This is a genomic window from Pseudomonas sp. JUb52 (assembly GCF_004341115.1).
GTDB lineage: Bacteria > Pseudomonadota > Gammaproteobacteria > Pseudomonadales > Pseudomonadaceae > Chryseomonas > Chryseomonas oryzihabitans.
The window spans coordinates 148,668-167,036 of sequence record NZ_SLYS01000003.1; the positions used below are offsets into that span (position 1 = coordinate 148,668).

The following is an 18,369-nucleotide window of genomic DNA, read 5'->3' on the forward strand; positions in this document are numbered from 1 at the left end:
GCCCACAACAACAATAGGAGAGGCGCCATGTTCGGCATGGACCACAACAGCTTCCTTCTGCTCGACGCCGCGGTCACCATCGTCGGCCTGGTGCTCCTGATCACCAAGTTCAAGGTCCATCCCTTCATCGCCCTGACCATCGCCTCGGGCTTTCTCGGCCTGACCTCCGGCATGCCGGTGGAAAAGGTCATGAAATCCTTCCAGGACGGCTTCGGCGGCGTGCTCGGCTTCGTCGGCATCCTGCTGGGCCTCGGCACCATGCTCGGCAAGCTGATGGCCGATTCCGGCGGCGCCGACCAGATCGCCCAGACGCTGATCCGCGCCTTCGGTATCAAGCGCGTGCACTGGGCAATGATGTTCGCCGCCTTCCTGGTGGGCATCCCGCTGTTCTTCGAGATCGGCTTCGTGCTGCTGGCGCCCCTGGTGTTCATCGTCGCCCGCCGTACCGGCTTGTCGCTGGTCAAGCTGGGCATCCCGCTGCTGGCCGGCCTGTCCGCCGTGCACGGCCTGGTGCCGCCGCACCCGGGTCCGCTGCTGGCGGTCGGGGTGTTCGGTGCCGACATCGGTAAGACCATCTTCTATGGTCTGATCGTCGGCCTGCCCACCGCCATGATCGCCGGTCCCATCTTTGGCGCCTGGATCTCCAAGCGCATCCCCGGTTCGGCCAATCCCGAGCTGGTCGCCCAGATCGCCCAGGAGACCGACAACCGCAACCTGCCGGGCTTCGGCATCACCGTCTTCACCGTGCTGCTGCCGGTGATCCTGATGCTGCTCAAGGCCTTCGCCGACATCTTCTTTGCCGCCGACAACCATTTCCGCATCTGGATGGACTTCATCGGCCACCCCATCACCGCCCTGCTCGCCGCCCTGCTGCTGAGCTTCTACAGCTTCGGCACCGCCTGCGGCTTCTCTCGCGAGAAGATCGTCAAGCTGCTCGACCAGAGCCTGGCGCCGGTGGCGGCCATCGTGCTGATCGTCGGCGCCGGCGGTGGCTTCAAGCAGATGCTGGTGGCCAGCGGCGTGGGTGAGGTGATCGGCAATCTGGCGGTGCAGACGCAGATCTCGCCGATCCTGCTGACCTGGCTGGTGGCAGCGGTGATCCGCGTGGCCACCGGTTCCGCCACCGTGGCAACCATCACCGGCGCCGGCATCGTCGCCCCCGTGGTGGCGCTGATCCCCGGGGTGAACAAGGAGCTGCTGGTGCTGGCCGCCGGCGCCGGTTCGGTGATCCTCTCCCACGTCAACGACGCCGGCTTCTGGCTGGTGAAGCAGTACTTCAACATGACCGTGGCCGAGACCTTCAAGACCTGGTCGATGATGGAAACCATCCTCTCGGTGGTGGCCCTGGCCTTCATCATGCTGCTGTCGCTGTTCGTCTGATCCGCTAGACCGGGACGGCCCCTGGCCGTCCCGCCTCCACCACGAAGCTCGCCCGGGTGCCGCGCCTGGCATCCGGGCGCGTTCGGTCACTGATGGTGCGCAGATCCACCTGCAGCCGCTCCCGCGTCAGCTCCAGGGCCAGATAGCCACGCTCCCGGCTGTCGAAGAAACGCACTTGGGGATTCTCCGGCAACATCGCCTGGAAGCGTCGGTAATCCGGTCCGTCCGAGGTGATGGAGGTGCCGACGAACTCGCTCGCCACCACCGGGCTCCGCTCGTCCTCCGGATCGCGGTGCAGATCCGTCACCCAGAAGGAATGGATGTCCCCGCCCAGGGTCACCGGATTGGCCAGGCGACTTGCGGCCATGGCCGCCAGCAGGCGCTCGCGGGTGGCCGGATAGCCGTCCCAGCCATCGGTCCAGCGCGCCGGATCGCCATCCGGCAGGCGCTGCCGCAGGGGTGCCAGCAGCAGGTCCTGGGCAATGAGGTTCCACTGCGTACCGTTATGACGAAAGCCGTCCAGCAGCCAATCCTCCTGCGCCCGCCCCAACATGCTGCGCGTGGTATCACGCAGGCCCGGGCAATCCGGATGGACCAACTGGCCACCGCGGGTCCTGGCCGTCGCGCAGGCCGGTTCGCTGCGGTATTGCCGGCCATCGAGCAGGTGGATCTCCGCCAGATCGCCAAAGCGCCACCGGTCATAGAGGCGCAGCGCGCTGCCCTGGGTGCGCCAGGCGCGCAGCGGGGCGTGTTCGCGAAAGGCCTGGTAGGCCGCCCGCCGTCGCGCGGCGAAGGCGGCCAGACTGACCTGGGGATCCGCCGACCAGGGACCGGAATAGTCGTTCTGCGCCTCATGGTCATCCCAGGTCAGCACGCTGGTGACATTGGCGTGCAGGTACTGCAGATCGGGATCGGTGCGGTACAGGGCATGGCGTCGCCGATAGCTGGCCAGGTCGCGGGCCTCCGGCAGGCCGTGGCGGCGGACCGCTGGCAGCAGCAGCAGCACATTGGACTCATAGATGTAGTCGCCAAGGAACAGCGCCAGGTCCGGCTGCTCCTCGGCCATGTGCCGATAGGCACTGAAGAAGCCCTTCTCATAGTGGGAGCAGGAGGCCGCCACCAGCTTGAGTCCCTGCGGCGCACTGGCCGGCGGAGGCAGCGTGACGGCGCGACCGATGCGACTCTGATGCCCCAGGGCAGTGAAGCGGTACCAGTAGGGTCGCCCCGGCAGCAGACCCACCAGGGTGATGGACACGCTGAAGGCCGCCTGGGGCTGCGCCTGGACCGTACCGCGATGTATCACCTGGCACAGCCCCGGATCCGGGGCGACCTCCCATTGCACCTCGACCGGGGCATGCAGACCGCCCAGGCCATCCTCGGCCAGGGGATCCGGCGCCAGACGGGTCCAGATGACGAAGCCATCGGCAGCGGGGTCGCCACTGGCGACGCCCAGGGTGAAGGGATCCGGCTGCGGCTCACGCGCACTGCACCCGGCGAACCAAGGCGCGCTCAGACCCAGGCCGAGCAGGCCCAGCGCTTGACGTCGAGAGGGATTCATCCAGGCCTCCGCGAAAAGAGGCCAGGGTGACTCAGGCAAATGACAGCGCTATGTCGCCCGGCTCACGCCAGCGGCAATTCTTCCAGGATCATCACCTGGGGCGCCTCAGTGAGCAGACCGTCGAGATCGCTCAGCAGCTGCTTGAAGTGCGCGGTCTGCTCGTGCTCGGCCAGGGCCTCGCGGCTGGCCCAGCGCTCGATAAAGACATAGCGACCCTCGTGGCTCGGATCGCGGTGCGGGGTATAGAAATGGCAGGCGGCCTCGGCGCGGGAAGGGGCGACGATGGCGCGTAGGGCGTTTTCGACGGCTGCGGCCTGGCCGGGCTTGGCCTGCAGGATGGCGACGACGCGAATTTCACTGGTCATGCAAAAAACTCCGAAAAGGGTGCCTCAGCATGCCGCCTGGACACCCCGAATACCACCGGGGTCGAGAATCGGCCCCCGGCTATGGTGGATCACTGCTTGGCTTTGACGATCTTGTCGATCACCGCATTGCTGCGCTTGATCAGTACATAGTCGGAACCGATCTTGACCCACTGGCTGTCTTCGCCCGGCTGCTCCAGACCATGCTTCTTGAAGTCCTTGATCACGTACTCGTCACGGATGTACTTGCGCGGCGCCCGGCCACCCTCTTCGAGCTCAAAGGTAGGATGATCAGGGTCGTGGGTGACGGCTTCGTCGCTCTGATTGGCGTCCTTCTTGTTGACCTTGTTCTGGTACTGCGAGCTGGTGGGCTCCGAAGCCGCCTTGTCGGCAGCCGGCTTGACCGGGGTCATGGCCTCGGGCGCGGCCTGGACGTGCAGCGCGCCGGTCAGGACGACGGTGCCCAGGGCCAGAGAGAGCAGCGATTGCTTGATCATGGGGGTGTTTCTCCTCTGCGTTCGAGGTTTTGACCCCGCGCTCGAGGGAAAAGCTCCACGAATACCTGCAGCCACGCCGTTGGCCTTACAACCGTTCGTCCTGCTCGACCTTCACCAGAGTCAGCACCGGGGGCAACTGGCGTGAGCGCTTGGTGGAGAAGGGGTCCAGCGAGCAGCTCAGGCGATAGGACTGCTGGCTGAGGCGTGAGGCCTCCTGACGCAGGGTCACGAAGTTAAGGAGATAACGCTGATGCTGGCGCTTGGCCTGGCTACCGCGTTCGAGCAGGCGCCGGGCTTCCGCCATGGCCATGATGTGGCTATCGATCACGTCCTTCATACAACAGCTTCCTCATGGCGATGACGATTATCGAACCTGTCCACTCCCGACTTTAGCAGCCTGTTCGAGAGACGGTGGCAAATCCTTTGACTTTTTATCGGCAAGCCAGGGCTGGCGCGCCTTGCAGCACCTCAGGCAGAGTAGCCCACCCCCTTGGTCTGAGGCGCTTACCCCATGGAACGCTGGAAGATTCTCGCCGGCCTGGTGAGCTTTACTTTTTCATGGAAAACCTCGACGCCACCGTGATCGCCACGGCCCTGCCGCAGATGGCGGCGTCTTTCGGCCGTGATCCGGTGGACCTCAACCTGGGCATCACCGCCTATCTGCTGGCCATTGCCGTAGGCATCCCGGTCAGCGGCTGGATCGCCGAGCGCTTCGGTCCACGACCGGTCTTTACCCTGGCTATTGGCGTCTTCACCCTGGCCTCGCTGCTGTGCGGGATGGCCCTCTCCCTCGAGCAATTCATCGCCGCGCGCCTCCTCCAGGGGCTCGGCGGCGCGCTGATGGTCCCGGTCGGGCGACTGGTGGTGCTGCAGGTCACCGAAAAGCACGAACTGGTGCGCGCCATCGCCCTCATCACCTGGCCGGGCCTGGTCGCCCCCGTGCTGGGCCCGCCCCTGGGCGGCCTGATCACCACCTATGCCGATTGGCGCTGGATCTTCTATCTCAATCTGCCGCTGGGGTCGATCGCCCTGCTGCTGGCCTGGCGCCTGGTGCCCGCCGGCCTGCCGACCCAGCGTCATCCGCTGGACTGGCGCGGCTTCCTGCTGCTGGGCGGGGCCTGCGTCGCCTTCATGTGGGGCGTCGAACGGCTCGGCCAGAACCATGGCAGCCTGGGCAGCAACCTGGCCTGGATGGGGATAGGACTGATCCTCGGCACCAAGGCGGTGCGCCACATGACCGGCATCGAACGCCCACTGATCGATTTTGGCACACTGCAAATTCCCACCTACCGCGCCGCCATCCTCGGTGGCGGCCTGTTCCGTGTCACCATCGCCACCGCGCCCTTTCTGCTGCCCCTGATGTTCCAGCTGGCCTTTGGCCTGGACGCCTTCCAGGCCGGCCTGCTGCTCCTGGCGCTGTTCGCCGGCAACCTGGCGGCCAAGCCCTTCACCACCGCCGCCATGCGCCGCTTCGGCCTGCGCACCATCCTGACCATGAACGGCCTGCTCAGCGCGCTCAGCCTGCTAGCATGTGGCCTGCTCACCCCGGACTGGCCGCTGCCGCTGATCGTGCTGCTGCTGTTCGCCAGCGGCGTGTCCCGCTCGCTGCAATTCACCGCCAGCAATGCCCTGGCCTTCGCCGACATCCCGAAACCCCAGCTGAGCCATGCGTCCACCCTGTTCAACACCAATTTTCAGCTGGCCATGGGCTTGGGCGTGGCCATCGCCGCCCTGCTGCTGCGCGCCTCGATGGAGTGGCACGGCCACCTCGACCCGCAGTTGTCGGACTTCCGGCTAGCCTTTTGCATAGTGGCCGTGCTCGGCATCCTGAGCACCCTGGATGCCTTCCGCCTGGCCCGCAACGCAGGCGATTCGGTCAGCGGCCACACCGCGAAAAGCTGACCGACCGGACAGTGCTCGACCCGATGCCGATTTGGGGGTAAGTCTTAGTGCCTTACCCGTGTTAACCGACCTGTTATGATGCGCGCCGTTTTTTCCGATCAGACCGGCGCGCACGAGGCATCCCATGCTGGAAAGACTCTTCCAACTCAAGGCCCACAACACCTCTGTCCGCACCGAACTGCTGGCTGGGGTGACCACCTTCCTGGCCATGGCCTACATCCTGTTCGTCAACCCGAGCATCCTCGGCGCCACCGGCATGGACAAGGGCGCGATCTTCGTCGCCACCTGCCTGGCCGCCGCCATCGGCTCGGCGCTCATGGGACTCATCGCCAACTACCCCATCGCCCTCGCCCCCGGCATGGGCCTCAACGCCTTCTTCACCTACACCGTGGTCCTGCACCTGGGCCATACCTGGCAGGTGGCCCTGGGCGCGGTGTTCCTCTCGGCGCTGATGTTCTTCCTGCTGTCGATCTTTCGCATCCGCGAATGGATCATCAACAGCATCCCGCTCCCGCTGCGCTCGGGTATCGCCGCCGGCATCGGCCTGTTCCTGGCGCTGATCGCCCTGCAGACCGCCGGCATCGTGGTGGGTAATCCGGCGACCCTGGTTGGCCTGGGCGACCTGTCCAAACCCGGTCCGCTGCTGGCCATCCTCGGCTTCTTCCTGATCGTCGTGCTCGAGGCGCGCAAGGTCACCGGCGCGGTGCTGATCGGCATCCTGGTGGTCACCGTGATCGCCATCGCCCTGGACGTCAGCGCCTTCGGCGGCCTGGTCTCCATGCCGCCGTCGCTGGCACCGACCTTCCTGCAGCTGGACATCCGGGGAGCCCTGGACGTCGGCCTGATCAGCGTCATCTTCGCCTTCCTGTTCGTCGACCTGTTCGACAACTCCGGCACCCTGATCGGCGTGGCCAAGCGCGCCGGCCTGATGGGCAAGGACGGTCATCTGCCGAAGATGGGCCGCGCCCTGATCGCCGACAGCTCCGCCGCCATGTTCGGCTCGCTGCTGGGCACCTCCACCACCACCAGCTACATCGAATCGGCCGCGGGCGTTTCCGCGGGGGGTCGTACCGGCCTCACCGCCGTGGTGGTCGCGGTGCTGTTCCTGCTGGCGCTGTTCTTCGCTCCCCTGGCCGGCAGCGTGCCGGCCTTCGCCACCGCCCCGGCGCTGTTCTTCATCGCCGTGCTGATGACCTCGGGCCTGGCCGAGATCGAGTGGGACGACCTGACCACCGCCGCCCCGGTGCTGGTCACCGCCCTGGCCATGCCGCTGACCTATTCCATCGCCAACGGCATCGCCTTCGGCTTCATCACCTGGACGGTCATCAAGCTGCTGTCCGGCCGTACCCGCGAGCTGAATTCGGCGCTGATCGTGCTGTCGATCCTGTTCGTGATCAAGCTGGGCTGGTTCAACGCCTGACCCTCCACCCTCGGGGCCCTGGTCCCGAGGGTTTCCCCGCCTTATCGTCTCTCCGGATCTACCATGTCCCAGCCTTCCTTCGCCCCCGCCGACTACCAGACCCAACTCGATGCCAAGGCCGGTCGCCTGCGCGACCTGCTGGCGCCCTTCCAGGCGCCCGAGCCGGAGGTCTTCGCATCGCCGCTGCAGCACTACCGGCTGCGCGCCGAATTCCGCCTGTGGCGGGAGAACGAAGAGCGCCACTACGCGATGTTCGCCCCGGGCGACAAGCACACGCCGATCCTCATCGAGGACTTCCCCATCGCCAGCCAGCGCATCAACGACCTGATGCCCCGGCTCAAGGCCGGCTGGCAGGCGGACGTGGCGCTGTCGTTCAAGCTGTTCCAAGTGGAATTCCTCACCACCCTGAGCAGCGATGCGCTGATCACCCTGGCCTACCACCGCCCGCTGGACGCCGCCTGGCAGGCCGCCGCCGAGCGCCTGGCCGCCGACCTCGGCGTCAGCCTGATCGGTCGCTCCCGCGGTCAGCGCCTGGTGATCGGGCGTGACCATGTGCTCGAAGAACTGGAGGTGGCCGGGAAGACCTATAGCTATCTGCAACCCGAGGGCGGCTTCACCCAGCCCAATGGCACCGTCAACCAGAAGATGCTGACCTGGGCCCATACCGCCCTGGGCGAGCGCGAGGACGATCTGCTGGAGCTCTATTGCGGCAACGGCAACTTCACCCTGCCGCTGGCCAGCCGGGTGCGCCAGGTGCTGGCCACCGAGGTGAGCAAGACCTCGGTCAACGCCGCCCTGCACAACCTGGCCAGCAATGGCGTGGACAACGTCAGCCTGGTGCGCCTCTCCGCCGAGGAACTGACCCAGGCACTGAACGAGGTCCGTCCCTTCCGGCGCCTGGCCGGCGTGGATCTCAAGAGCTACGACTTCGGCACCGTGTTCGTCGATCCGCCGCGCGCCGGCATGGATCCGGACACCTGCGAACTGACGCGCCGCTTCGAGCGCATCCTCTACATCTCCTGCAACCCGGAGACCCTGGCCGAGAACATCGCCCAGCTGCAGGACACCCACCGCATCACCCGCTGCGCCCTGTTCGACCAGTTCCCCTGGACGCACCACATGGAGAGTGGGGTGTTGCTGGAGCGGCGTTGAGCATCGAGCCAGCCCGCGTGGAAAAGGCTGCGCCGTTTTCCATCCTACGCCGGGGCTGGGCGCCCCTCTCCCTCGGTGAGAGAGCTGGGGTGAGGGAAGGCGTAAACCCGTAGGTTGGGTTGAGACGGCTCCACCGTCGAAGCCCAACAAGCCAAGCCATCCCTGTTGGGCTTCGCTGCGCTCAGCCCAACCTACAAGAGCCCGTGGTGACGCCCCCTCTCCCTCCGGGAGAGGGCTGGGGTGAAGGAGGCCCTACTCGTGAAATTCCGCCACCGTCTCGCGACGGCCATAGAGGAAGGCATCGGCCACATGGCGTAGCGGGGCCACGTCGACATCGGAGCGATTCGCGGCGACTAGCTCGGCGAAGCGCGCATAGAGACCGGCGTATTCCCTGTCCGGGCCCTGGTGGCTCAGTTGGCCGTCCAGGTACAGCTCGCTGCCGCCCTTGCTCAGGGTCAGGCGACCCGCATCGGTGTCGACGTGGATGTCCCAGGTCTGGGGACCGGTCTGCAGGAAGTCGAAGTCGGCGGCAATGGGCACCCCGGCGCTGTCGACGAAGGCCAGCTGCGCCGCCACCGGGGTCTGGCAGTTGCCGGGCACCTGCAGCGTCGCCTCCTTGAGGAAGAACGGCCGCGGCAGGATGGCGGTGACAATGGAAAGGGCATTGATGCCCGGATCGAAGACGCCCATGCCGCCCGGTTCCCAGATCCAGGCCTGACCCGGATGCCAGACGCGCACGTCTTCCCTCCACTCGATCCGCACCGCCTGGATGCGCTTGCCTTCCAACCACTCGCGCGCCGGCTGCACGCCCTGGGCATGGCGGGAATGCCAGGTGGCGAACAGCGAAAGGCCGGCCGCATCGGCCTGGCGCGCCAGGGCGTCCACCTCGCTCAGGGTCGCCCCCGGCGGTTTCTCCAGCATCACGTGCTTGCCCGCGGCCAGGGCCTCACGGGCCTGTTCGTAGCGCACCGCCGCGGGCGCGCAGAGCGACACGGCGTCGATCGCCGGACCGTCTTCGAGCAGGGCGCTCAGGCTGGGATAGTGGGCGACGCCGTCGAGCTGGGCATTGCGGCTGGCCACGGCGACCAGCTCGTAGTCGGGATTGGCGGCGAGCGCCGGCAGGTGCTGGTCACGGGCGATCTTGCCCAAACCGACGATGGCTATTCTTATCATGATCGTCCTCGGTAGACGGTAGGAGTCCGCCGCCTAGGATCGGGCAATCATCACACCAAAGCAACAGCTTCGCGGTCGGTCTGCAAGCTCTCGCGCAACTCCAGCCAGCTGCGCAGATTGGCCCCCTCGCGGCCCTTGCGCCACATCAGCCAGGTGGTGGCCCGGGCGAAGCGCGCCTGGATCGGATGCCGTTGCACCCGCGCGCGGCCGGGCAGGCTGTCGAGCATGGATTCCGGCATCAGCGCCACCCCGCCGGTGATCACGCAGGCCAGCATGCTGTGATAGGACTCGATCTCCATCACCGGTCCGCTGGGCACCCCGGCGGCGGCGTACCAGGTGTCCAGGTAGCGGCGATAGGAACAGCCGGCGCGAAAACCGAACACCGGGCGCCCCGCCACGTCGGCGGGCGAACGCACCGGACCGAGTTCCAGTCCGGTGATCAGCACCAGGCGCTCCTCGAACCAGGGCTGGCCTTCCAGCGCTGCATCGGGCGCTGGGCCGTCCACCAGGGCGGCGTCCAGGCGACCGGCCAGCAGGCCCTCGACCAGTTCGCCGCTGGGGCCGCTGTGCACCTGCAGATTCACCTTGGGATAGCGCTGGTGATAGCGCGCCAGCAGCCCCGGCAGGTGGATGGCCGCAGTGCTGAACATGGAGCCCAGCACGAAGGTACCGGCCGGCTCGCCGCCCTGCACCGCGCTGCACGCCTCGTCGGCCAGGGCGAACAGGCGATGGGCGTAGTCCAGCAGCCGGTGGCCGGCGGCCGTCAGGTGCAGCCGCTGGCGTTCGCGCAGGAACAGCTCCACCCCCAGTTTGTCTTCCAGCTGCCGCAGGCGCGTGGAGAGATTGGACGGCACCCGATTGAGCCGCTCGGCGGCCTTCACCAGGGATCCCTCCTCGGCCACCGCCTGGAAAATGCGTAGCTCTGCGAATTCCATGGATCGCAACCTTTCTCTTTAGCTGAACATCTATTTCTCTATTATTCGTTTTTATTGATTAACTTCAAGGCCTAGGCTGTACCTATCCGCTCGCTACTGGAGTCTTGCGATGACCGCCACCACCCGCCTGCTGGCCTGCCTGCTCGCCCTGGCCACCGCCATGGGCATCGGCCGCTTCGCCCTCACCCCCGCCCTGCCCCACCTGATCGCCGAAGGCCAGATCGACCTCACCGGGGCCAGCCTGCTGGCCGCGGCCAACTACCTGGGCTATCTGCTGGGCGCCCTGGATGTGCTCTTCGCCCGCCGCACCCATGCGCGACTGGTCGGCGGCCTCTGGCTCTGCGCCGCCCTGACCCTGGCGTCGCTGCTGGCCGATGGCCTGGCCGCCCAGGCCCTGCTGCGCTTCGGTACCGGCCTGGCGAGTGCCTGGGTACTGGTGATGGTGACCGGCCTGAGCCAGCCCCTGGCCGCCGAGGCCGGCCGGCCGCGCTTGGGCGCCCTGGTCTTTACCGGTCCCGGAGTGGGCATCCTGATCAGCGGGCTGATGGCCCTGGTCAGCAATCGCCTGGGCGGTGGCTCCAGCCAGCTGTGGCTGAGCTACGGCCTGCTCGCCAGCGTGGCGACCCTGGCGCTGCTGCCCCTGCTGCCACGGCGCGGTCCGGCCACCCCGCTAGCCACCGCCGCCGCGGCACCGGCCAAGCGTTCCCCGGCCTTCAACCGCCTGATCCTGGCCTATGGCCTGGTGGGCGTCGGCTACATCCTGCCGGCGACCTTTCTCTCGCAGATGGCCGCCAGCCGCTTCCATGGCCAGTGGCAGGCCGACCTCTTCTGGCCCGGCTACGGCCTGGCCGCGGCCCTGGGCGTGGTGCTGGTCAGCCTGAGACGCCCGGGCACCGATACCCGGCACTGGCTGATCGCGACCCTCTGGCTGCAGGCCGCGGGCGTACTGCTCTGCCTCCTGCCGGGCAGCCTGGCGCTGTTTCTCGGCGTGCTGCTCTGCGGCGGTCCCTTCCTCGCCTGCATGCAGCTGGTGATGCAATACGGCCGCGAGCTGGCGCCGGCCACGCCGCAACGCAACGCCGGGGTGCTCACCGCCAGCTTCGCCAGCGGCCAGTTGCTCGGTCCGCTGCTCGGCGCGGCCAGCAGCCATTTCGCCGGCGACCTGCAACCGGCCCTGGTGATCGCCGCGCTGGGCCTGCTGTTCGCCGGTCTGCAACTGCGCCGCGCCCGGGCGTCGCTACAGCGCTGCATCGCCTGAATCGTTTCCGCTGCGGCCATTCGTCACAGAAGTAAAACTGGGTGGTTCCTTGTTTTGAAATGTTTCGTCGTTCCTGAGTACAGTGATCGCCGCGCCTCATAGAGGAGGCGCCTCAGGCGCTCGCCATCCACCCTACAAGGAATACAACACTCATGATGAAGGCCTCCGATCTGGTCGTTCGCTGCTTGGAGAACGAGGGTGTGGAATACATCTTCGGCATTCCCGGCGAAGAGAACCTGGACCTGCTGGAATCCCTGCGTCGCTCTTCGCAGATCAAGCTGATCCTGACTCGCCACGAGCAGTCCGCCGGCTTCATGGCCGCCACCTACGGCCGCTTCACCGGCAAGACCGGTGTCTGCCTTTCCACCCTCGGTCCAGGTGCCACCAACCTGGTCACCGCCGGCGCCTACGCCTACCTGGGCGGCATGCCGATGCTGATGCTGACCGGCCAGAAGCCGATCAAGAAATCAAAACAGGGGCGTTTCCAGATTCTCGACGTGTGCCGCATGATGGCACCGCTCACCAAGTACACCCACCAGTTCGCCTCCGCCGACAACATCCCGTCGCGCATCCGCGAGGCCTTCCGCCTCGCCGAGGAAGAAAAGCCCGGCTCCGTGCACCTGGAACTGCCGGAAGACATCGCCGACGAGCACACCGAGAGCCTGCCGGTCCCGCCGAGCCTGAGCCGTCGTCCAGTCGCCGAAGCCAAGGCCATCGCCGCCGCCGTCTCCAAGCTGGAAAACGCCCGCAGCCCGGTGCTGGTGCTGGGCGCCGGCACCAACCGCAAGATGACCGCGCGCGTCCTGCGTCAGCTGATCGAGAAGACCGGCATCCCCTTCGTCACCACCCAGCTCGGCAAGGGCGTGGTCGACGAGCGCCATCCGCGCTTCCTGGGCAACGCCGCCCTCTCCGCCGGTGACTTCGTGCACCGCGCCCTGGAGTCCGCCGACCTCATCGTCAACATCGGCCACGATGTGATCGAGAAGCCGCCGTTCTTCATGACCCGTGGCGGTACCGAGGTCATCCACATCAACTTCCGCTCCGCCGAAGTCGATCCGGTGTACTTCCCCCAGGTCGAGGTGGTCGGCGACATCGCCAACGCCATCTGGGAGATCAAGGAGCGCATCGAGGTCCAGCCCACCTGGGACTTCGACCGCCTCCTGACCATCCGCGAAGCCAACGAGGCCCATGTCGCCGAAGGCGCCACCGACGACCGCTTCCCAGTCTATCCCCAGCGCCTGGTGGCCGATCTGCGCCACGTGCTGCCGTCCGACGGCATCGTCGCCCTGGACAACGGCATCTACAAGATCTGGTTCGCCCGCAACTATAAGGCCTACATGCCCAACACGGTGCTGCTGGACAACGCCCTGGCCACCATGGGCGCCGGTCTGCCGTCGGCCATGGCCGCGCGCCTGGTGCACCCCAACACCCCCATCGTGGCAGTGTGCGGTGACGGCGGCTTCATGATGAACAGCCAGGAGCTGGAAACCGCGGTGCGTCTGAAGATGAACCTGGTGGTCATCATCCTGCGCGACGACGGCTACGGCATGATCCGCTGGAAGCAGGCGCAGATGGGCTTCGAGGACTTCGGCCTGGACTACGGCAACCCGGACTTCGTCCGCTACGCCGAAAGCTATGGTGCCCACGGCCATCGCGTGGAAAGCGCGGCGGCCTTCGCGCCGCTGGTGCAGCACTGCCTGGACACCCCCGGCGTCCATGTCATCGACTGCCCGGTGGACTACTCCGAAAACGACCGCATCCTGCACCAGGACATCAAGGAGCGCAGCGCGGCGGTGTGATTGGGTAGGTTAGGTAGATAAAGGAACGCCCCGGCCATGAGGTCGGGGCGTTTTCATTTCAGCGGGAGCAAGCACCCAACCCGCTGGCCAGGTCGTCAGAGCTCTCATTTAGGTGGGGTGAGATTCTGCGTAGCGTGGAAAACGGCGCAGCCTTTTCCACCCTCGGGTGGCAACTCCCCTACTCCAGGCTGGCCTCCTCCAGCAACCACCGCTCGAAAAGCGCCAGCGTCGGATCGACGGCCTCCGCGGGACGGGTCACCAGCACATAGCGCTCGCGCAATTCCGGCATGGCCGGCCAGGGCGCCTGGAGGCGGCCGGTGGCCAGGTCTTCCTCGATGTAGCGCTGGGGCACCAGAGCCATGCCGAAACCGGCCTTGGCGGCCTCGATCAGCAGCGAATAGCGATCATAGGTAGGGCCGGTCGCCTCGGCACCCAAGGGCAGTCCGGTGAGCGCGGCATAACGACGCCAGCTGTGCGGACTCTCCCGCTTGTGCAACAACGGCAGACTGGCTGGCGGATGATCGGCCAGCCGCGGATGACAGACCGCGACCAGTTGCGCCTCGAACAGCCGTTGCACCCTCAGGCTCTGCCAGGCCGGATGCTCGTAGTTGATCGCGGCATGCAGTCCGCTGTCCTCCAAGGCGAAGGGCTGCGTCCGCTCGCGCAGGTTGACCTGGATCTCCGGATGGCGCTCGTGGAAGCGCGCCAGGAGGGGGATCAGCCAGCGACCGGCCAGGGTCGGGATGACGCCGATCTCCAGCGTCGTGGCGCCGCGGGCCTGGGCGATCAGTTGCTGGGTATGGCGCTCGATGTCGGCGAGCGCCGTGCGCATCTGCGCGGCATAGCCGGCACCGGCGGCGGAGAGCTCGACGCGATTGCCGATCCGATTGAACAGCCGGACACCCACCGCAGCCTCCAGCTTGGCGATCTGCCGGCTGATGGCGCCCTCGCTGAGCGCCAGCTCCTGCGCGGCCCTGGCAAAGCTGAGATGGCGGGCAGCCGCTTCCAGGGCCACCAGCGCCGTGGTGCTGGGCAGGCGTCTAGTCATCGGCGGTCATCCTTGGCGGCGGGGCGGCACAGGATGACGCCTGGGCAAGCTGCCTTGCAAAAAAATCCGTAACGCTCGCCGGCCAGCGCCTCCTAGCATGAGCGGACCTGAAGACCAAGGAAGCGCGAGCCATGATGACGAGGATGTCCACCTTGAACAGGGTCGACCGGGTTCTGCTGGGCATGGGCCTGGTGATTCCTGTCTGGTTGACGATCGGTGTAGGACTGACCGCCCTGGCCTATCCCGGCTATAGCCATGTCGACCACGCCCTGAGTCGGTTGGGCGCCATCGATGCGCCCACCCAGGGCTTTTCCGCCTGGATCAACAACCTGCCGCTCGGCGTGCTCTTCGTGCTGGTGGCCCTGGGCCTGGCCCGGCGCTTTCGCGGTTCGCGCCTGGCGCGCCTGAGTGCGGCCCTGATCCTGCTGCATGGCCTGGCGAGCTTCGCTACCGGCTTCTTTCCCTGCGATCAGGGCTGCGCCCCGGTGCAGCCCTCGCGCTCGCAAACGCTGCACAACCTGGCGGGCCTAGTGATGTTTCTGTCGCTGACCCTGGCCAGCGCACTCTGGGGCTGGCTTGGCAAGCGCCTGCTGGCCTCGCCGGGCTTTGCCTGCTTGTCGATCCTCTGCACCGCGCTGGCGCTGCTCACCGCGGCCCTGATGGCGGGAGCGGTCACCGACGGCCAGGGCTTCGGCCTCTACCAGCGCCTCAACTACGCCACGGGCGTCTGCTGGCTCGCGGTCCTGGCCTTGCTGGCCCGACACGAACGCGGGTAACCGGCGGCCAGCAGCAAGCGCCATTCCGGACGCCTCAGGCCTGTACGGTCAGGGCGACCAGCCGCGCCAACAGCGGCCGCACCAGCAGCACGCAGACGAACGCCGCAGGCATCGCCACCTGATATCGCCGAACGTTCGGCGCTGACCGGCAAGGTGCGCGCCTTCATCGACTTTCTCGAAGAAGCGTTGCAGACCCGCGACGGGACAGTGCCCGCTCACTGAACAGGCCTGCGTCGGCAGCGCTGCGGTCAGTGCCCCCGCCGTCGGTGACGAAGTAGGTAGCCCGGTCCAGGCCGCGTGGCAACTGCTCAGGGGTTCGGTTGATCAGGCCGATGTCCTTGGCGGCATCGTAGCCCAGGCGCCGTCTATTGCTCTCGGAGGACAGCAGGGCGGTGAGCTCCTCCGGTACCAGCTTAAGGCAGCCCTTGTAGATCTCACTGAACTTGAGGTTCGCCCGTTCCGCATCCTCGAAGGCCTGCCTGGCCTGGTCGGGCTTCATTTAGCCGTTGACGGCGATGGACGTCGCGGCCGGATGCAGTAGAAAGGTGGACAACGGCGCGGCATAGCGACCCTCGGTCGCGCAGTAGATCAGCGTGGCTGAAGAGTCCGTCGCGGCGGCATTGATGGTGTTGATATGCAGCGGATAGTGACGGATGAATTCGTAGGCGACATAGCCCGCCTCCAGGTCGCCACCATGACTGTTGAGATAGAGATTGACGTTCTTGACGGCGGGGTATTTGAAAGCGATGTCGCTCAGGGCGGCCAGCAGGGAGCTGACCGCTCGATCGCTGATGCCACTGTTGAAGTACACCGAGGCGGTGTCGGCAGTGGCCGCCCCGCCCTCCCCTCGGATGACGGTCATGTCGGCCGCAGCCTCCGTCAGCCAGCTCGCGGCCAGCAGCGCCAGGACGACCTTGTACAGCCGTGGCGCACGCGTCGAACGTCTCATCCCTGCTCGCTCCCTTCTCGGCATCAGGCCTGAAAAGGTAGATAGCGCGGCTTAAGGTCGGCTTAACCCGCCAGGGCGCATCGGCGTTCGGTGCTCTCAGTCCTTTTTCAGCAGCCCGGCCAGTCCGGCGAAGGGATTGTGGGTGGCCTGGGCCACCTTGGGCGAGCTCAGGGAACTGTCGCTGAAATATTGCTGATCGGTGTAGCGACTGTGCTCGTTGTCGTGGCAGTACAGGCACAGCAATTCCCAGTTGGAGCCGTCCTGGGGATTGTTGTCGTGGTTGTGGTCACGATGGTGCACGGTCAGCTCGCTCAGGCGCTTGCCGGAGAATTCGCGGGCGCAGCGACCGCAGACGTGGGGATACATCTTCAGCGCCTTGTCGCGGTAGCCGCGTTCGCGCTCGCGCTGGGTCTCGGCGAGGATTCGATCCAGCTTCGAGGTATCGGTGGCCATGCTGCGTCCTGAGGGGTCGTGTCGGGAGGCTCAGTATAGCCCGCGCCTGGCCCCGCGGGTGATCAGGCACGATTCCACTCAGGGCTTCGGCTGGGCGCCCCCCTCCTCCCCCTGGAATTCAGCGAAATACTGCTCCGCCATGGCCCGCAACGAGCGGCCGATGTTGGCGTATTCGTATTCGTTGAGGTTGGCGAGGGACACCCGGGCAGCCGGTTGCTGGGTGCCGAAGCCCTTGCCGGGGAGGAGTACGATGCCGGTCTCCCTGGCGATGCGGAACAGCAGGTCGCCACTGCTGAATTTGGCCTTCACCCAGGTGGCGAAGGCGTCGCCATGGAGCTTGCGCGCCAGGTCTTCCAGATCCAGCAGGGTGTAATAGTCGACGGCGTTGGGATCGTTCTCCGGGGCGACGCCCAGTTCGCGATAGAGAGCGGCTTCGCGGCGCCGCACCAGCTTCTTCAGCTCGGTCTTGTAGCCGTCGCTTTCGTCCATCAGGGCGAACAGCGCGAACAGCACCATCTGCACCTGCTGCGGCGTGGAGAGCCCGGCCGTATGGTTGAGCGCCACGGTGCGGCTGTCGGCGACGAGCCGATCGAGGAATTTGAGGCCGCGCACGTCCGGCAGCAGGCTGCCATAGCGGCGATCCAGGGAGGCCTTGGTCGCCTCGGGCAGTTCGGCCAGGGCCTGGTCGAAGATGCTGTCCTTGTGCGCGCCTATCACCCCCAGGCGCCAGCCGGTGGCACCGAAGTACTTGGAGAAGGAATACACCAGCAGGGTGTTGCGCGGGCAGGTGGCGAACAGCGAACGGAAGTCGTCGGCGAAGGTGCCGTAGACATCGTCGGTGAGGATGAAGAGGTCCGGACGCGCCTCGGCGACGAGGCGGGCGACGGTGGCCAGGCTGCGGTCGTCCATCTTCACCGAGGCCGGATTGCTGGGGTTGATGCAGAAGAAGATCTTGATCGTCGGATCGCGCAGCTTGTCGAGTTCGCTGTCCGGATACTGCCAGTTCGCCTGGGGATCGGCGTGGATGTGCACCTGCTCTAGACCGAATTCTTCCAGCTCCGGGATCTCGATGTAGGGGGTGAAGGCCGGCATGCCGATGGCCACCTTGTCGCCCCGCTTGACCAGGCCGTTCTGCTGCAGCGAATGGAAGATGTAGGTCATGGCGGCCGTGCCGCCCTCCACGGCGAAGAGGTCGACCGAGCCGGCGGGCACGTAGCCGCCGATCATCTCCTTGACGATGTAGTGGCTGACCACCTGCTCGGAGATCTTGAGCATGCGCGGCGGCACTGGGTAGTTGGCGCCGAGGATGCCCTCCACCATCTCGTGGAGAAAGGCCGAGGCCGACAGGCCCAGCTGGTCGCGCACATAGCTCAGGCTCTTGGCCAGGAACAGCACGCCGGGCTGGTCGCGGTGTTCGGCGGTATAGCGCTCGAAGCGCGCCTCGATGCCATCGATCTGCGGCAGGCCGCCGACCCCGTGGGGCATGTAGGAATAGGACAGTTCCGCCTCGCTGGTAGCGAACAGGCCGAGGCGGAAAAAGGCCCGCCGCGGCAGGGTCGCCAGGAAGTTGGGATTGCCGCGACCGGCGTTGAGCATCAGGCGGTTCTCGCTGCCCGAGGCGAGCTTGATCAGTTCGTCCTTGAGTTCGAACGGACTCAGTTTGGCGTACTGGGCGTAATCGTCTTGAACTTCGCTCATGACTTGTTT

Annotated in this window: 19 protein-coding genes; 7 read left to right on the forward strand and 12 right to left on the reverse strand. The window is 66.4% G+C overall.

Features of this window, described 5'->3' with window-relative positions:
• Positions 1-27 precede the first annotated feature (27 nt).
• A complete protein-coding gene (locus tag EC839_RS06350) occupies positions 28-1,380 on the forward strand; it encodes a GntP family permease (RefSeq protein ID WP_007159329.1) in 1,353 nt (450 codons plus the stop codon).
• Positions 1,381-1,384: 4 nt separating this feature from the next.
• Here the strand turns inward: EC839_RS06350 and EC839_RS06355 are convergent, their stop codons facing one another.
• From EC839_RS06355 to EC839_RS06370, 4 genes are all read right to left on the reverse strand, one after another.
• On the reverse strand, positions 1,385-2,938 hold the full coding sequence (locus tag EC839_RS06355; protein WP_007159330.1) for an alkaline phosphatase: 1,554 nt from the start codon (positions 2,936-2,938) through the stop codon (positions 1,385-1,387).
• Between the two features lie 62 nt (positions 2,939-3,000).
• Positions 3,001-3,303, reverse strand: coding sequence for a putative quinol monooxygenase (locus EC839_RS06360; RefSeq protein ID WP_007159331.1), 303 nt, complete (start codon positions 3,301-3,303; stop codon positions 3,001-3,003).
• Between the two features lie 89 nt (positions 3,304-3,392).
• Positions 3,393-3,797 carry an RcnB family protein gene (locus EC839_RS06365; RefSeq protein WP_007159332.1) on the reverse strand — a complete coding sequence of 135 codons (405 nt, stop codon included), beginning with the start codon at positions 3,795-3,797 and terminating at the stop codon, positions 3,393-3,395.
• An 85-nt stretch (positions 3,798-3,882) separates the two neighbouring features.
• Positions 3,883-4,134 (reverse strand): hypothetical protein, encoded by a 252-nt coding sequence (locus EC839_RS06370; protein WP_007159333.1) that lies wholly within the window; start codon positions 4,132-4,134, stop codon positions 3,883-3,885.
• A gap of 221 nt (positions 4,135-4,355) precedes the next feature.
• On the opposite strand from EC839_RS06370, the gene EC839_RS06375 reads away from it, so the two are divergent.
• The 3 genes from EC839_RS06375 (at position 4,356) to trmA (ending at position 8,271) form a co-directional block, all read left to right on the forward strand.
• Positions 4,356-5,699, forward strand: coding sequence for an MFS transporter (locus EC839_RS06375; protein WP_007159334.1), 1,344 nt, complete (start codon positions 4,356-4,358; stop codon positions 5,697-5,699).
• A gap of 124 nt (positions 5,700-5,823) precedes the next feature.
• The gene (locus EC839_RS06380; protein ID WP_007159335.1) at positions 5,824-7,119 is read left to right on the forward strand and encodes an NCS2 family permease; all 1,296 of its coding nucleotides are present in this window, start codon (positions 5,824-5,826) and stop codon (positions 7,117-7,119) included.
• Between the two features lie 63 nt (positions 7,120-7,182).
• Complete coding sequence (gene trmA / locus EC839_RS06385; RefSeq protein ID WP_007159336.1) at positions 7,183-8,271, forward strand: tRNA (uridine(54)-C5)-methyltransferase TrmA; 1,089 nt, start codon at positions 7,183-7,185, stop codon at positions 8,269-8,271.
• A gap of 252 nt (positions 8,272-8,523) precedes the next feature.
• Here the strand turns inward: trmA and EC839_RS06390 are convergent, their stop codons facing one another.
• Both EC839_RS06390 and EC839_RS06395 read right to left on the reverse strand, forming a co-directional pair.
• Positions 8,524-9,444: a Gfo/Idh/MocA family protein gene (locus EC839_RS06390; protein WP_039975366.1), complete on the reverse strand. Its 921-nt coding sequence runs from the start codon at positions 9,442-9,444 to the stop codon at positions 8,524-8,526.
• Between the two features lie 50 nt (positions 9,445-9,494).
• On the reverse strand, positions 9,495-10,379 hold the full coding sequence (locus EC839_RS06395; protein ID WP_007159338.1) for a LysR family transcriptional regulator: 885 nt from the start codon (positions 10,377-10,379) through the stop codon (positions 9,495-9,497).
• 109 nt (positions 10,380-10,488) lie between these two features.
• Between EC839_RS06395 and EC839_RS06400 the strand changes: the two genes are divergently transcribed.
• Positions 10,489-11,637, forward strand: coding sequence for a YbfB/YjiJ family MFS transporter (locus EC839_RS06400; RefSeq protein WP_007159339.1), 1,149 nt, complete (start codon positions 10,489-10,491; stop codon positions 11,635-11,637).
• A gap of 152 nt (positions 11,638-11,789) precedes the next feature.
• Positions 11,790-13,436 (forward strand): acetolactate synthase large subunit, encoded by a 1,647-nt coding sequence (locus EC839_RS06405; protein WP_027597019.1) that lies wholly within the window; start codon positions 11,790-11,792, stop codon positions 13,434-13,436.
• A 178-nt stretch (positions 13,437-13,614) separates the two neighbouring features.
• Here the strand turns inward: EC839_RS06405 and EC839_RS06410 are convergent, their stop codons facing one another.
• Complete coding sequence (locus EC839_RS06410; RefSeq protein ID WP_007159341.1) at positions 13,615-14,484, reverse strand: LysR substrate-binding domain-containing protein; 870 nt, start codon at positions 14,482-14,484, stop codon at positions 13,615-13,617.
• 143 nt (positions 14,485-14,627) lie between these two features.
• Here EC839_RS06410 and EC839_RS06415 point away from each other — a divergent pair, with 143 nt between their 5' ends.
• Positions 14,628-15,260, forward strand: a complete 633-nt coding sequence (locus tag EC839_RS06415) for a DUF998 domain-containing protein (RefSeq protein ID WP_007159342.1) — start codon at positions 14,628-14,630, stop codon at positions 15,258-15,260.
• Between the two features lie 34 nt (positions 15,261-15,294).
• Here EC839_RS06415 and EC839_RS06420 read toward each other — a convergent pair whose 3' ends face one another.
• The 5 genes from EC839_RS06420 to EC839_RS06440 form a co-directional block, all read right to left on the reverse strand.
• A complete protein-coding gene (locus EC839_RS06420) occupies positions 15,295-15,372 on the reverse strand; it encodes a hypothetical protein (RefSeq protein ID WP_177416697.1) in 78 nt (25 codons plus the stop codon).
• Between the two features lie 51 nt (positions 15,373-15,423).
• On the reverse strand, positions 15,424-15,759 hold the full coding sequence (locus EC839_RS06425) for a hypothetical protein (protein WP_007159343.1): 336 nt from the start codon (positions 15,757-15,759) through the stop codon (positions 15,424-15,426).
• Positions 15,760-16,209 carry an ATP-dependent Clp protease proteolytic subunit gene (locus tag EC839_RS06430; RefSeq protein ID WP_007159344.1) on the reverse strand — a complete coding sequence of 150 codons (450 nt, stop codon included), beginning with the start codon at positions 16,207-16,209 and terminating at the stop codon, positions 15,760-15,762.
• 96 nt (positions 16,210-16,305) lie between these two features.
• Positions 16,306-16,662 carry a YajD family HNH nuclease gene (locus EC839_RS06435; protein ID WP_007159345.1) on the reverse strand — a complete coding sequence of 119 codons (357 nt, stop codon included), beginning with the start codon at positions 16,660-16,662 and terminating at the stop codon, positions 16,306-16,308.
• Positions 16,663-16,740: 78 nt separating this feature from the next.
• The gene (locus EC839_RS06440) at positions 16,741-18,360 is read right to left on the reverse strand and encodes a bifunctional aspartate transaminase/aspartate 4-decarboxylase (RefSeq protein WP_132832478.1); all 1,620 of its coding nucleotides are present in this window, start codon (positions 18,358-18,360) and stop codon (positions 16,741-16,743) included.
• Positions 18,361-18,369 lie beyond the last annotated feature (9 nt).

Excerpts from the sequence above, each read along its gene's own strand:
- EC839_RS06350 (WP_007159329.1), top strand. The coding sequence starts at position 28 with ATGTTCGGCATGGACCACAACAGCTTCCTTCTGCTCGACGCCGCGGTC.
- EC839_RS06355 (WP_007159330.1), bottom strand. The coding sequence starts at position 2,938 with ATGAATCCCTCTCGACGTCAAGCGCTGGGCCTGCTCGGCCTGGGTCTG.
- EC839_RS06360 (WP_007159331.1), bottom strand. The coding sequence starts at position 3,303 with ATGACCAGTGAAATTCGCGTCGTCGCCATCCTGCAGGCCAAGCCCGGC.
- EC839_RS06365 (WP_007159332.1), bottom strand. The coding sequence starts at position 3,797 with ATGATCAAGCAATCGCTGCTCTCTCTGGCCCTGGGCACCGTCGTCCTG.
- EC839_RS06370 (WP_007159333.1), bottom strand. The coding sequence starts at position 4,134 with ATGAAGGACGTGATCGATAGCCACATCATGGCCATGGCGGAAGCCCGG.
- EC839_RS06375 (WP_007159334.1), top strand. The coding sequence starts at position 4,356 with ATGGAAAACCTCGACGCCACCGTGATCGCCACGGCCCTGCCGCAGATG.
- EC839_RS06380 (WP_007159335.1), top strand. The coding sequence starts at position 5,824 with ATGCTGGAAAGACTCTTCCAACTCAAGGCCCACAACACCTCTGTCCGC.
- trmA (WP_007159336.1), top strand. The coding sequence starts at position 7,183 with ATGTCCCAGCCTTCCTTCGCCCCCGCCGACTACCAGACCCAACTCGAT.
- EC839_RS06390 (WP_039975366.1), bottom strand. The coding sequence starts at position 9,444 with ATGATAAGAATAGCCATCGTCGGTTTGGGCAAGATCGCCCGTGACCAG.
- EC839_RS06395 (WP_007159338.1), bottom strand. The coding sequence starts at position 10,379 with ATGGAATTCGCAGAGCTACGCATTTTCCAGGCGGTGGCCGAGGAGGGA.
- EC839_RS06400 (WP_007159339.1), top strand. The coding sequence starts at position 10,489 with ATGACCGCCACCACCCGCCTGCTGGCCTGCCTGCTCGCCCTGGCCACC.
- EC839_RS06405 (WP_027597019.1), top strand. The coding sequence starts at position 11,790 with ATGATGAAGGCCTCCGATCTGGTCGTTCGCTGCTTGGAGAACGAGGGT.
- EC839_RS06410 (WP_007159341.1), bottom strand. The coding sequence starts at position 14,484 with ATGACTAGACGCCTGCCCAGCACCACGGCGCTGGTGGCCCTGGAAGCG.
- EC839_RS06415 (WP_007159342.1), top strand. The coding sequence starts at position 14,628 with ATGTCCACCTTGAACAGGGTCGACCGGGTTCTGCTGGGCATGGGCCTG.
- EC839_RS06420 (WP_177416697.1), bottom strand. The coding sequence starts at position 15,372 with ATGCCTGCGGCGTTCGTCTGCGTGCTGCTGGTGCGGCCGCTGTTGGCG.
- EC839_RS06425 (WP_007159343.1), bottom strand. The coding sequence starts at position 15,759 with ATGAAGCCCGACCAGGCCAGGCAGGCCTTCGAGGATGCGGAACGGGCG.
- EC839_RS06430 (WP_007159344.1), bottom strand. The coding sequence starts at position 16,209 with ATGAGACGTTCGACGCGTGCGCCACGGCTGTACAAGGTCGTCCTGGCG.
- EC839_RS06435 (WP_007159345.1), bottom strand. The coding sequence starts at position 16,662 with ATGGCCACCGATACCTCGAAGCTGGATCGAATCCTCGCCGAGACCCAG.
- EC839_RS06440 (WP_132832478.1), bottom strand. The coding sequence starts at position 18,360 with ATGAGCGAAGTTCAAGACGATTACGCCCAGTACGCCAAACTGAGTCCG.